The sequence below is a fragment of the Enterobacter cloacae complex sp. 2022EL-00981 genome (assembly GCF_028737495.1).
GTDB lineage: Bacteria > Pseudomonadota > Gammaproteobacteria > Enterobacterales > Enterobacteriaceae > Enterobacter > Enterobacter cloacae.
Genome location: NZ_JAQZRK010000027.1, coordinates 56,869 through 69,361 on the forward strand (window position 1 = coordinate 56,869; position 12,493 = coordinate 69,361).

Here is a 12,493-nt window from a genome sequence, read left to right on the forward strand (position 1 = left end):
CGGTCTTTGTCTTTCTCTCTATCCCGCTGGCTCACGGGAGGGTTTCCCCCGACATCAGCACCCCTCATGTCGAGCTGGTTGAGGAGGTTCCGGTTTGTGCTGACACTTTAATTCTATGTAAGGGCCGCTTTTTCGCCAGTCACCGGGGCCGCTTTTTTGGCGAATATTTTTCGCGGTGTTGTTCAATTTTCTATAGTTAAAAAGTATGAATAACAGGAGACCACTATGCTCACGGTACATCACCTTAACCAGTCGCGCTCACACCGCGTGATCTGGGCTCTGGAAGAACTTTCTCTGCCCTATGAGATTGTTCACTACCAGCGCGAAAAAACGATGCTGGCTCCCGAGTCCCTTAAACGCGTGCATCCGTTGGGCAAGTCTCCGGTCATTGAAGACAACGGGCTGATCCTTGCTGAATCCGGTGCCATTCTGGAGTATCTGCAGGAAACCTACGACGCAGAATCGCAGCTTAAGCCGCTGGATCCTGCCCATAAGGTGCAATACCGCTTCTGGCTACACTATGCAGAAGGTTCTCTTATGCCGCTGCTGTTAATGAAGCTGGTATTTAGCAGCCTTGGTAAACCGCCCGTGCCGTTTGGAATACGCACGCTGGGGAAAGCGCTGGGTCAGGGCGTGCAAAAAGCCTATCTCAATCCCCAGCTCGAAACCCACGCGCGTTTTATTGAATCTCACCTGGCTGAAAATAGCTGGTTTGCCGGAGAGACTCTCAGCATGGCCGATATTCAGATGAGTTTCCCGATTTTTGCCCTGCTGGCACGCGGCGGTGTCGAGGATCTTCCGCACACCCATGCCTGGAAGAAAAAGGTCGAAAATCGTCCTGCCTGGCAGAGAACCCTGGAACAAGGTGGGCCGTTAACGATCCCTGGCGAGGCGTAATTTGTAACCCCATTGCGCATAAACGATAACGTTTGCGCATCCTCTGCTTATTTCTTCATCGTCATAAGGGAAATTTAGCGAAAAACGAGAAAGTTCAGTTGAAAAGGGCGGTGATTAGGCTGGATAATCGTTTGCCTAAATTTGACCACCCGTTTTGTAAGCGCGGAGCTAAACGTTTGCTTTTTTTGTGACGCCCCTTTTCGTCGCAAACGCAGCACAAGGATTTGACGTTTTGCTGGCAGTGGAGTCTCCACCACGCTTACGGACTTTCTATAAAAACTCTCAGGGGATGTTTTCTATGTCTACGCCATCCGCGCGTACCGGCGGTTCACTTGACGCCATATTTAAAATTTCTGCTCGCGGCAGCACCGTGCGCCAGGAAATCGTTGCCGGTCTGACAACGTTTCTGGCAATGGTGTACTCCGTCATCGTTGTGCCGGGCATGCTCGGTAAAGCAGGCTTCCCTCCGGCAGCGGTCTTTGTTGCAACCTGTCTTGTCGCCGGTGTCGGCTCCATCGTAATGGGGCTGTGGGCGAATTTGCCGATGGCGATTGGCTGTGCCATTTCCTTGACCGCCTTCACCGCGTTTAGCCTGGTGCTGGGCCAACACATCAGCGTACCGGTTGCCCTGGGCGCCGTCTTCCTGATGGGCGTGCTGTTCACCATTATCTCGGCAACCGGCATTCGTAGCTGGATTTTGCGCAACCTGCCGCACGGCGTGGCGCACGGCACCGGTATCGGTATCGGTCTGTTTCTGCTGCTAATTGCCGCCAACGGCGTGGGTCTGGTCATTAAGAACCCGCTGGACGGTCTGCCGGTGGCGCTGGGTCACTTCGCCAGCTTCCCGGTGATCATGTCCCTGATTGGCCTGGCGGTGATTATTGGTCTGGAAAAACTGAAAGTCCCAGGCGGCATTCTGCTGACCATTATCGGTGTGTCCATTGTTGGCCTGATTTTCGATCCGACCGTGCATTTCTCCGGTATTTTTGCCATGCCGTCACTGAGCGATGACAACGGTAACTCCCTGATTGGCAGCCTGGATATTGTCGGCGCGCTGAACCCGGTGATCCTGCCAAGCGTGCTGGCGCTGGTGATGACGGCGGTGTTTGATGCCACCGGGACCATCCGTGCGGTGGCCGGTCAGGCGAACCTGCTGGATAAAGACGGTCAGATTATCGACGGTGGCAAAGCGCTGACCACCGACTCCCTGAGCAGCGTCTTCTCGGGTCTGGTAGGCGCTTCTCCGGCTGCGGTCTATATCGAGTCCGCTGCGGGCACCGCGGCAGGCGGTAAAACTGGCCTGACCGCCATTACCGTTGGTGTGCTGTTCCTGCTGATCCTGTTCCTCTCGCCGCTCTCTTACCTGGTGCCAGCCTACGCTACGGCTCCGGCACTGATGTACGTCGGCCTGCTGATGCTGAGCAACGTGGCGAAAATTGACTTTGCGGACTTTGTGGACGCGATGTCAGGCTTGATCACTGCGGTATTTATCGTGCTGACCTGTAACATCGTGACCGGCATCATGATCGGCTTCGCGTCGCTGGTGATTGGTCGCCTGGTCTCCGGTGAGTGGCGCAAGCTGAACATCGGCACCGTGGTTATCGCCGTTGCGCTGGTGGTGTTCTACGCGGGCGGCTGGGCAATCTAAATTGTCCTTTGATGCGAAAACGGGTGGCTCAGGCCGCCCGTTTTTATTTTCAGGACTCATCCCGTTGCCTTTTGCGTTACTCTGGGGAAGATAGAATAAAAGGCACGACGCCTTCCGTAGTACATAAGTAACACAGCAAACAGGGAACGCATGGAAATCTTTTTCACAATACTCATCATGACCCTTGTGGTCTCATTATCCGGGGTGGTTACACGCGTACTGCCCTTTCAGGTCCCCCTGCCATTAATGCAAATTGCTATCGGCGCGCTGTTGGCGTGGCCGACGTTTGGCCTGCACGTTGAGTTCGACCCGGAACTGTTCCTCGTGCTGTTTATCCCGCCACTGCTGTTTGCTGATGGCTGGAAAACACCCACGCGCGAGTTTCTGGAACATGGGCGCGAGATCTTCGGTCTGGCGCTGGCGCTGGTCGTCGTGACCGTGGTCGGGATTGGTTTCCTGATCTATTGGGTGGTTCCGGGGATCCCGTTAATACCCGCTTTTGCGCTGGCCGCAGTCCTGTCGCCAACCGATGCCGTGGCGCTGTCCGGCATTGTGGGTGAAGGGCGGATTCCGAAGAAAATCATGGGCATCTTACAGGGAGAGGCGCTGATGAACGACGCCTCCGGTCTGGTTGCCCTGAAGTTCGCCGTGGCCGTCGCAATGGGGACGATGATCTTTACCGTGGGTGGCGCGACCCTGGAATTCTTCAAGGTTGCTATTGGCGGTATCCTGGCGGGCTTCGTGGTGAGCTGGCTGTATGGCCGCTCGCTGCGCTTCCTCAGTCGCTGGGGCGGTGATGAACCCGCAACACAGATCGTACTGCTGTTCCTGCTGCCGTTTGCCTCCTATCTGATTGCCGAACATATTGGCGTGTCGGGCATTCTGGCAGCGGTAGCGGCAGGGATGACCATCACCCGCTCCGGCGTAATGCGCCGCGCGCCGCTGGCCATGCGTCTGCGTGCAAACAGCACCTGGGCAATGCTGGAATTTGTCTTTAACGGCATGGTCTTCCTGCTGTTGGGTCTGCAGCTGCCGGGCATTATGGAATCCTCTCTGGTGGCGGCGGAGGCCGATCCGAACGTTGAAGTCTGGATGCTCTTTACCGACATCGTGCTGATCTACATGGCGCTGATGCTGGTGCGCTTCGGCTGGCTGTGGACGATGAAAAACTTCAGCGTGCGCTTCCTGAAGAAAAAGCCGATGGAGTTTGGTTCGTGGACCACGCGTGAGCTGCTGATTGCCTCCTTTGCGGGGGTACGCGGGGCGATTACCCTGGCCGGTGTGCTCTCCATTCCGCTGCTGTTGCCGACGGGCGATGTCTTCCCGGCGCGTTATGAACTGGTCTTCCTGGCGGCGGGCGTGATCCTGTTCTCACTGTTTGTCGGGGTGATTATGCTGCCGATTTTGCTGCAGCATATCGACGCCGGGGACGCCACGCAGCAGCATAAAGAGGAGCGGATTGCCCGCGCCGCCACTGCCGAAGTGGCGATTGTCGCTATTCAGAAAATGGAAGAGCGCCTGGCCGCCGATGCCGAAGAGAACATCGACAATCAGCTGCTGACGGAGGTGAGCTCACGCGTGATTGGTAATCTGCGTCGCCGGGCTGACGGCCGTAACGATGTGGAAAGCTCGCTGCAGGAGGAGAACCTGGAGCGCCGGTTCCGTCTGGCGGCGCTGCGCTCCGAGCGTGCCGAGCTGTACCACCTGCGTGCCACGCGGCAAATCAGTAATGAAACGCTGCAAAAGCTGCTGCACGATCTGGATCTGCTGGAAGCGTTGTTGATAGAGAATCAGTAGCCCCTCACCCCAACCCCTCTCCCCATAGGGGCGAGGGGCTCGATCGGTTCCCTCTCCCCTGTGGGGAGAGGGTTAGGGTGAGGGGTCAGGAACCCAAAATCCCTCACAACATTGCAGCCACGCCTGGGCGCTGTGCGACAAATATATCCCTTCTCGCCAGATCATCCCCAGCTGCCAGTGCAAATCGCTTTCGAGTGGGATCCAGCGCAGCGTGTTTTTATCCAGACGCTCGCAAATCGGCTGCGGCAGAATGGCAATCCCCACGCCTGCTTGCACCATCGCTGCCAGGAAATCCCACTGGCCGCTGCGCACCGCAATGCGCGGCTTCACGCTATGTTGATTAAACAGCGTCATCAGCTGGCGGCTGAGGGCGAAATCTTCGTTGTAGATCAGCAGAGGGTATTCACCGAGCAGTTCAGGTTTCACTGAATCTCGCTTGAGCCAGTCGCCGGAGCGGGGAACCAGCACGCACAGCGGATGGCTAAAGAGCGGAAGCGTCGCCAGACCGCTCTCTTCCTCAACGGGGAGGGCTGTCATGGCGACGTCCAGCTCGCCGTTGGTTACGGCCTGCTGGACGGTTAATCCACCAAACTCCGAAATTTTGAGTTCAACGCCGGGGTAACGCTGGCGAAACAGGCTAATCGGCCCGGCCATCATCATCCCGACCATCGGCGGAATACCAAGGCGCAGCACCCCTTTGGTCAGGTGGTTAATATCGTCTAGCTCTGCTTCCAGCTGACGAAACTCGGCCAGGATCGCCAGACCACGTTCAAACACCACACGCCCGGTATCGGTAAGCAACAGCTTGCGTCCGTCGCGGATCAGCAGGGTACAGTTGAGTTCATCTTCGAGGTTTTTCAGCATTTTGCTGATGGTGGGTTGGGTAACAAATAACTTCTCCGCTGCGCGGGTAAAACTCTGCTGGCGAACCACTTCGACAAAATAGCGCAGCGTTCTTATGTCCATGATTATTCCTCGAAACTATACCTTCGATGATTTTAATTCATTTCAGTCCATACCGTGCGCTCACTATACTGGCGCCTCGTCTCATTTTTGAGGAAAACCCCCATGGCCGTGGCGTTAAGCCGTGTTACGCCTGCCGTTGTGCAACGACTCCAGGTACCGGTTCAGGTACTGCTCTACGCGGGACTGTTTGTTTTTGCGGAATATCTTGTCGGCTGGCTGCATCTGCCGCTGCCTGCCAACCTGGTGGGGATGGTGTTGATGCTGACGCTCATTCTCTGCCGCATTATCCCCCTTAGTTGGGTGCGTGCCGGCGCGCGCTGGCTGCTGGCAGAGATGTTGCTGTTCTTTGTTCCTGCCGTGGTGGCAGTGGTGAACTATGCGCAACTGCTGATGGTGGACGGCTGGCGGATCTTCGCGGTCATCGCCCTGAGCACGCTGATGGTGCTGGGTGCCACCGCCTGGGTGGTGGACAAGGTTTATCGCTTCGAGATCCGCAGGCAAAAACATGACTAACTTCCAGATAAGCGTGCTGTGCCTGATTGCCACGCTGGTTATCTACTTTGCCAACAAACGCCTGTATCGTCGCTTTCACGCGCTGCCGCTGATGCCGCTGGTCTTCACGCCGATCCTGCTGGTGCTGATGCTGGTTTTTGGCCATATCTCCTGGCAAAACTACATTGGCGAATCCCACTGGTTGCTGTGGCTACTGGGGCCGGCCACCATCGCCTTTGCGGTGCCGGTGTACGACAACCTGAATATCATTAAACGTCACTGGATGTCGCTCAGCGCGGGGGTGATTACCGCCACGGTGGTGGCGGTCTGTAGCTCCGTCTGGCTGGCGCGGCTGTTTACGCTGCCCGATGAAATTCAGCGTAGCCTGGCCGTGCGCTCGGTAACGACGCCATTTGCGCTGGCAGCCGCTAAACCGCTCGGCGGACAGCCGGATCTGGTGGCGCTGTTCGTGGTTGTCACCGGTGTCTTCGGTATGGCGGTAGGCGACATGCTATTTCTGCGGCTTTCTATCCGTGAAGGGTTGGCAAAAGGGGCGGGATTTGGCGCGGCGTCACACGGCGCGGGAACGGCACGCTCTTATGAGTTGGGTCAGCAGGAGGGGGTTGTAGCAAGCCTGGTGATGATGCTCTCCGGCGTGTTGATGGTGCTGGTTGCGCCGCTGGTGGCGTGGGTGATGTTCTGAACTCCCCGGCCCGAAGGCCGGGGATAAAGACTCAGTGTGCGCGGCCTTGTTCCACGCCCAGGCCGGTTTGTGAGCGGATAAACTGGGCGCGGAATTTCTCACGCTCCAGGTTCCCCTCCGGCGAGTTGTCGGTTGCAGAGAAGATCCAGATACCGATAAACGCCACAGCGATTGAGAACAGCGCCGGGTACTCATACGGGAAGAGCGCCTTTTCGTGACCGAGGATCTGAACCCAAATCGTCGGGCCGAGGATCATCAGAATCACCGCAGTCAGCAGCCCCAGCCAGCCGCCTACCATTGCGCCACGGGTGGTCAGTTTAGACCAGTACATGGAGAGCAGGATGATAGGGAAGTTACAGCTCGCCGCAATTGAGAAGGCCAGCCCCACCATGAAGGCAATGTTCTGCTTCTCGAAGAGGATCCCCAGCAGGATCGCCACCACACCCAGTATCAGTACGGTGATTTTGGAGACTTTGAGCTCTTCACGCTCGGTTGCGCCTTTGCGGAACACGTTCGCGTACAGGTCATGCGACACCGCAGATGCACCGGCAAGCGTAAGCCCGGCAACCACGGCAAGGATGGTGGCAAAGGCCACCGCTGAGATAAAGCCGAGGAACAGGTTGCCGCCTACCGCATCCGCCAGATGCACTGCCGCCATGTTGTTCCCGCCAATCAGCGCGCCCGCCGCGTCTTTAAATGCCGGGTTCGCTCCCACCAGCATGATGGCGCCGAAACCGATGATAAAGGTCAGTATGTAGAAGTAACCCATAAACCCGGTGGCGTAGAAGACGCTCTTGCGCGCTTCGCGGGCATCGCTCACGGTGAAGAAACGCATCAGGATATGTGGCAAGCCTGCGGTACCAAACATCAGACCCAGACCGAGTGAAAGCGCGGATATCGGGTCTTTCACCAGCCCGCCCGGGCTCATGATCGCTTCCCCTTTCGGGTGGACAGCCATTGCTTCGGTAAACAGGTTGTTGAAGCTAAAGCCGACGTGTTTCATCACCATAAAGGCCATGAAGCTCGCACCGAACAGCAGCAGAACCGCTTTGATAATTTGCACCCAGGTGGTTGCCAGCATGCCGCCAAACAGGACGTACATCACCATCAGCACACCCACCAGCACCACCGCGACGTGGTAGTTCAGGTCGAACAGAAGTTCGATCAGTTTGCCTGCGCCAACCATCTGGGCGATCAGATACAGCGCCACCACCACCAGCGAACCGCAGGCGGAGAGAATGCGAATCGGGCCCTGCTTCAGGCGATACGAAGCCACGTCAGCAAAGGTGAAACGCCCCAGGTTGCGCAAGCGTTCGGCGATCAGGAACAGAATGATCGGCCAGCCCACCAGGAAGCCGAGAGAGTAGATCAGACCATCGTAGCCGGAGGTGTACACCAGCGCGGAGATCCCAAGGAAAGACGCGGCAGACATAAAGTCGCCCGCAATCGCCAGCCCGTTCTGGAAACCGGTAATATTGCCGCCCGCGGTGTAGTAATCGTTACGGGAACGAACGCGTTTCGACGCCCAATAAGTGATATACAGGGTCAGCACCACGAAAATCAGGAACATGATAATCGCCTGCCAGTTGGTTGGCTGGCGCTGAACCTCGCCGGTAATGGCATCTGCGGCGTGTGCCGCAAAGGGAAGTGTGGCGGCAAGCGCCGTCAGGACTCTCTTCATGATGCTTTTACCTCACGCAGTACCGCTTTATTAAGACGATCGAATTCGCCATTCGCGCGCCAGACGTAGACGCCGGTCAGCACAAACGAAATCACAATCACGCCAATGCCAATCGGGATGCCCCGTGTGACGCTGGTGCCCTCATGCAGCGGCGTACCCAGCCAGTGCGGGGCAAAGGCGATAAGCAGAATAAAGCCGACGTAGATAATCAGCATGATGATGGAAAGTAAGAAGGCAAACCGTTGCCGTTTATCAACGAGCTCCCTGTAGTGCGCACTATTCTCTATCTGCTGACAAATATCGTTATTCATCACAGAGTTCTCCAGAAGTAAGGTTGGTTTGTTTTATCCCCTCTCCCCTATGGGGAGAGGGTTAGGGTGAGGGGAGGAAGGTGCGGTCTGATGCCCTCACCCCGGCCCTCTCCCACAGGGAGAGGGAGAAAAGGTTACGAAGGCATTGCGATGGACTGCTTCTCTTCGAGCAGTTTTTCCACCACGCCCGGATCGGCGAGCGTTGAGGTATCACCAAGGTTGCTGGTGTCCCCTGCCGCAATTTTGCGCAAGATACGGCGCATAATTTTGCCGGAACGAGTTTTCGGCAGTGAGTCAGTCCAGTGCAGCACATCCGGTGTGGCAAGCGGACCAATCTCTTTGCGGACCCAGTTGCGCACTTCGGCATACAGTTCTGGCGATGGCTCTTCACCGTGATTCAGCGTCACGTAAGCGTAAATCGCCTGGCCTTTAATGTTGTGCGGGATCCCCACAACGGCGGCTTCGGCAATCTTCGGATGCGATACCAGCGCGGATTCAATCTCCGCGGTGCCCAGACGGTGGCCGGAGACGTTCAGCACATCGTCCACGCGCCCGGTGATCCAGTAATAGCCATCCTCGTCGCGACGCGCGCCGTCACCGCTGAAGTACATGTTTTTAAAGGTTGAGAAGTAGGTCTGCTCGAAGCGTTCGTGGTCGCCAAAGAGCGTACGTGCCTGGCCCGGCCAGGAATCGACGATCACCAGGTTGCCTTCGGTGGCACCATCCAGCGGATTGCCTTCGTTATCCACCAGCGCAGGCTGGACGCCGAAGAACGGTTGGGTCGCTGAACCGGCTTTTAAGCGGGTCGCACCCGGCATTGGGGTGATCATGAACCCACCGGTTTCGGTCTGCCACCAGGTGTCCATTACCGGGCATTTTTCGTTGCCGATCTTCTTCCAGTACCACTCCCAGGCTTCCGGGTTGATAGGCTCGCCGACGGAGCCGAGGATGCGCAGGGAAGAGCGGTCAGTACCTTCTATCGCTTTATCCCCTTCCGCCATCAGCGCACGGATCGCCGTTGGCGCGGTGTACAGAATGTTGACCTGGTGCTTATCGACCACCTGGCACATCCGCGCCGGGGTTGGCCAGTTTGGTACACCTTCAAACATCAGCGTTGTTGCACCGCAGGCCAGCGGGCCGTACAGCAGATAGCTGTGACCGGTGACCCAGCCCACGTCGGCAGTGCACCAGTAGATATCGCCCGGATGGTAGTCGAAAACGTATTTAAAGGTGGTGGCTGCATAGACCAGATAGCCACCGGTGGTGTGCAGTACGCCTTTCGGTTTGCCGGTGGAGCCGGAGGTATAGAGGATAAACAGCGGATCTTCCGCGTTCATCTCTTGCGGTTGATGCTGGTCGCTCGCTTTTTCAATCAGGTCGCTCCACCACAGGTCACGCCCTTCATTCCAGTCGATCTTGCCACCGGTACGCTTAAGGACGATAACGTTGCTGACGGTTTTGACGTTCGGGTTTTTCAGCGCTTCGTCGACATTTTTCTTCAGAGGAATACCGCGCCCGGCGCGCACGCCTTCATCGGCGGTGATCACCAGTTTCGAACTCGAGTCGACAATACGCCCGGCAACCGCTTCCGGCGAGAACCCGCCAAAGATAACGGAATGGATCGCGCCGATGCGCGCGCAGGCCAGCATCGCCACCGCCGCTTCTGGCACCATCGGCATATAGATGGCGACCACATCGCCTTTTTTAATGCCCTGGTCCAGCAGCACGTTAGCGAAGCGGCACACGTCGCGGTGCAGCTCTTTATAAGAGATATGTTTGCTCTGAGAGGCGTCGTCGCCTTCCCAGATAATGGCCGTTTCGTTACCGCGTTCGGCAAGGTGGCGATCGAGGCAGTTCGCCGCAAGGTTTAGCGTGCCGTCTTCATACCATTTAATAGAAACGTTACCCGGTGCAAAGGAGGTGTTCTTCACCTTCTGGTAAGGTTTGATCCAGTCAAGAATATGGCCCTGCTCGCCCCAGAAAGCGTCAGGATCAGAGACAGATTGCTGATACTTTTCGTGGTACTGCTCCGGGTTGATCAGGCAACGGTCCGCAATGTTAGCGGGAATGTCGTGTTTGTGTATTTGGCTCATGGCTTTTTTTCTCCTTGTAAGATGTTAATAATATGTCGCAAAAACGTTAATAGTAGGGGCTTTACAAGCTTTGTTTATTATTTGGGCGGCAGATCACGCATTGTTTGAAGCGTATGAAAAATGAGCGAATGAAACTTTGAAGAAAAATAATTTACCGGACGGATTATTCACATTTGAGCATAAAAAATCGTTTTTATAACAAATGGTTATTTATAAGAATTATCGTAAACTCGCGTCATAACGGCTTTTCGTAGTGAAATGCGTTGTTCTTTAAGGCTTGCGCAACACACCGCGCAGATGATACTCATACGCCGCGTTAAAAAATCCCATAAACCAACGCAACACAATTCATACCCTTTCAGTATGTCTCCATATTCATGCAGTCTGCATGAATAGGGCGCTTCATTGAGGAAGTCAGTTTCTATGAAAAACGTTAAAGTCAGCCTGGCCTGGCAAATCCTGCTGGCCCTTGTGCTGGGTATCTTGCTGGGTAGCTATCTCCATTATCACAGCGACAGCCGCGAGTGGCTGATTGCGAACTTGCTCTCCCCGGCGGGCGATATCTTTATTCATTTGATCAAAATGATCGTGGTGCCGATTGTCATCTCGACGCTGGTGGTCGGTATTGCCGGAGTCGGTGATGCAAAACAGCTGGGCCGCATCGGTGCAAAAACCATTCTCTATTTCGAAGTGATCACGACGATTGCCATCATCCTTGGCATTACCCTGGCGAATGTCTTCCAGCCAGGTTCCGGGATCGATATGTCGCAACTTGCGACGGTGGATATTTCGAAATACCAAAGTACGACCGCTGAAGTGCAGAGCCATGCGCACGGCCTGATGGGCACCATCCTGTCACTGGTGCCGACTAACATTGTGGCGTCGATGGCGAAGGGCGAGATGCTGCCAATCATCTTCTTCTCGGTGCTTTTTGGTCTGGGTCTTTCCTCTCTGCCTGCCACGCACCGTGAACCGCTGGTCACCGTGTTCCGCTCCATCTCTGAAACCATGTTTAAAGTGACCCACATGGTGATGCGTTACGCGCCGGTTGGGGTGTTTGCGCTTATCGCGGTAACCGTGGCGAACTTCGGTTTTGCCTCCCTGTGGCCGCTGGCGAAGCTGGTAATTCTGGTGCATTTCGCCATCCTGTTCTTCGCGCTGGTGGTACTGGGCATTGTGGCGCGCCTGTGTGGGCTGAGCATCTGGATCCTGATCCGCATTCTGAAAGATGAGCTGATTCTGGCGTACTCCACGGCCAGTTCTGAAAGCGTGCTGCCGCGTATTATTGAGAAGATGGAGGCCTATGGTGCCCCGGCTTCTATCACCAGCTTCGTGGTGCCAACCGGCTACTCCTTTAACCTGGACGGCTCGACGCTGTATCAGAGCATTGCAGCCATCTTTATTGCCCAGCTGTACGGCATTGATCTGTCGCTGTGGCAGGAAATTGTGCTGGTGCTGACGCTGATGGTGACCTCAAAAGGGATCGCGGGCGTGCCGGGTGTCTCCTTCGTGGTGCTGCTGGCGACGCTTGGCAGTGTCGGTATTCCGCTGGAAGGTCTGGCGTTTATCGCCGGTGTTGACCGTATCCTCGATATGGCGCGTACGGCGCTGAACGTGGTTGGAAACGCGCTGGCGGTGCTGGTTATCGCCAAGTGGGAACACAAGTTCGACCGTAAAAAAGCGCTGGCGTATGAACGCGAGGTGCTGGGTCGTTTTGATAAGACGGCTGACCAGTAACATCCTAAGCCCGGTGGCGCTGCGCTTACCGGGCCTACGGGTTTTGTAGATACTGTTATGCCACGCAAGCATTTTTCTCGTGCAGTGTGGCATCGAACGGGCGTCCTGATTTCAGGACGCCATACGCCACCTGCGCCAGCTTACGCATCATTGCTCCGATTATCAGCT

Annotated in this window: 10 protein-coding genes; 6 read left to right on the plus strand and 4 right to left on the minus strand. The window is 56.1% G+C overall.

Annotated features, from left to right (window positions below):
* The first annotated feature begins 225 nt into the window (after positions 1-225).
* The 3 genes from PUZ33_RS19625 (at position 226) to PUZ33_RS19635 (ending at position 4,342) form a co-directional block, all read left to right on the plus strand.
* Positions 226-897 carry a glutathione S-transferase family protein gene (locus PUZ33_RS19625; protein ID WP_013095073.1) on the plus strand — a complete coding sequence of 224 codons (672 nt, stop codon included), beginning with the start codon at positions 226-228 and terminating at the stop codon, positions 895-897.
* A 298-nt stretch (positions 898-1,195) separates the two neighbouring features.
* Entirely contained in the window at positions 1,196-2,545 is a 1,350-nt protein-coding gene (ghxP, locus tag PUZ33_RS19630) for a guanine/hypoxanthine transporter GhxP (RefSeq protein ID WP_013095074.1), read from the plus strand.
* 150 nt (positions 2,546-2,695) lie between these two features.
* Positions 2,696-4,342 (plus strand): Na+/H+ antiporter, encoded by a 1,647-nt coding sequence (locus PUZ33_RS19635; protein WP_013095075.1) that lies wholly within the window; start codon positions 2,696-2,698, stop codon positions 4,340-4,342.
* Between the two features lie 72 nt (positions 4,343-4,414).
* Here the strand turns inward: PUZ33_RS19635 and PUZ33_RS19640 are convergent, their stop codons facing one another.
* A complete protein-coding gene (locus tag PUZ33_RS19640; RefSeq protein ID WP_058680843.1) occupies positions 4,415-5,308 on the minus strand; it encodes a LysR family transcriptional regulator in 894 nt (297 codons plus the stop codon).
* A 102-nt stretch (positions 5,309-5,410) separates the two neighbouring features.
* Between PUZ33_RS19640 and PUZ33_RS19645 the strand changes: the two genes are divergently transcribed.
* Positions 5,411-5,821: a CidA/LrgA family protein gene (locus PUZ33_RS19645; protein WP_058680844.1), complete on the plus strand. Its 411-nt coding sequence runs from the start codon at positions 5,411-5,413 to the stop codon at positions 5,819-5,821.
* Positions 5,814-6,503: an LrgB family protein gene (locus PUZ33_RS19650; RefSeq protein WP_058680845.1), complete on the plus strand. Its 690-nt coding sequence runs from the start codon at positions 5,814-5,816 to the stop codon at positions 6,501-6,503. Before PUZ33_RS19645 ends, PUZ33_RS19650 begins: the two co-directional genes overlap by 8 nt.
* Positions 6,504-6,534: 31 nt before the next feature.
* On the opposite strand, the gene actP is transcribed toward PUZ33_RS19650, so the two are convergent.
* The 3 genes from actP to acs form a co-directional block, all read right to left on the minus strand.
* Positions 6,535-8,184, minus strand: coding sequence for a cation/acetate symporter ActP (gene actP / locus PUZ33_RS19655; protein WP_062676705.1), 1,650 nt, complete (start codon positions 8,182-8,184; stop codon positions 6,535-6,537).
* Positions 8,181-8,495, minus strand: a complete 315-nt coding sequence (locus PUZ33_RS19660; RefSeq protein ID WP_013095080.1) for a DUF485 domain-containing protein — start codon at positions 8,493-8,495, stop codon at positions 8,181-8,183. The genes actP and PUZ33_RS19660 overlap by 4 nt, the downstream gene beginning before the upstream one ends.
* A 134-nt stretch (positions 8,496-8,629) precedes the next feature.
* Positions 8,630-10,588: an acetate--CoA ligase gene (acs, locus tag PUZ33_RS19665; protein WP_047351900.1), complete on the minus strand. Its 1,959-nt coding sequence runs from the start codon at positions 10,586-10,588 to the stop codon at positions 8,630-8,632.
* Positions 10,589-11,011: 423 nt separating this feature from the next.
* Between acs and gltP the strand changes: the two genes are divergently transcribed.
* Positions 11,012-12,325: a glutamate/aspartate:proton symporter GltP gene (gene gltP / locus PUZ33_RS19670; protein WP_013095082.1), complete on the plus strand. Its 1,314-nt coding sequence runs from the start codon at positions 11,012-11,014 to the stop codon at positions 12,323-12,325.
* Positions 12,326-12,493: the final 168 nt, after the last annotated feature.

Excerpts from the sequence above, each read along its gene's own strand:
- actP (WP_062676705.1), bottom strand. The coding sequence starts at position 8,184 with ATGAAGAGAGTCCTGACGGCGCTTGCCGCCACACTTCCCTTTGCGGCA.
- PUZ33_RS19660 (WP_013095080.1), bottom strand. The coding sequence starts at position 8,495 with ATGAATAACGATATTTGTCAGCAGATAGAGAATAGTGCGCACTACAGG.
- ghxP (WP_013095074.1), top strand. The coding sequence starts at position 1,196 with ATGTCTACGCCATCCGCGCGTACCGGCGGTTCACTTGACGCCATATTT.
- PUZ33_RS19640 (WP_058680843.1), bottom strand. The coding sequence starts at position 5,308 with ATGGACATAAGAACGCTGCGCTATTTTGTCGAAGTGGTTCGCCAGCAG.
- PUZ33_RS19650 (WP_058680845.1), top strand. The coding sequence starts at position 5,814 with ATGACTAACTTCCAGATAAGCGTGCTGTGCCTGATTGCCACGCTGGTT.
- PUZ33_RS19625 (WP_013095073.1), top strand. The coding sequence starts at position 226 with ATGCTCACGGTACATCACCTTAACCAGTCGCGCTCACACCGCGTGATC.
- PUZ33_RS19635 (WP_013095075.1), top strand. The coding sequence starts at position 2,696 with ATGGAAATCTTTTTCACAATACTCATCATGACCCTTGTGGTCTCATTA.
- PUZ33_RS19645 (WP_058680844.1), top strand. The coding sequence starts at position 5,411 with ATGGCCGTGGCGTTAAGCCGTGTTACGCCTGCCGTTGTGCAACGACTC.
- gltP (WP_013095082.1), top strand. The coding sequence starts at position 11,012 with ATGAAAAACGTTAAAGTCAGCCTGGCCTGGCAAATCCTGCTGGCCCTT.
- acs (WP_047351900.1), bottom strand. The coding sequence starts at position 10,588 with ATGAGCCAAATACACAAACACGACATTCCCGCTAACATTGCGGACCGT.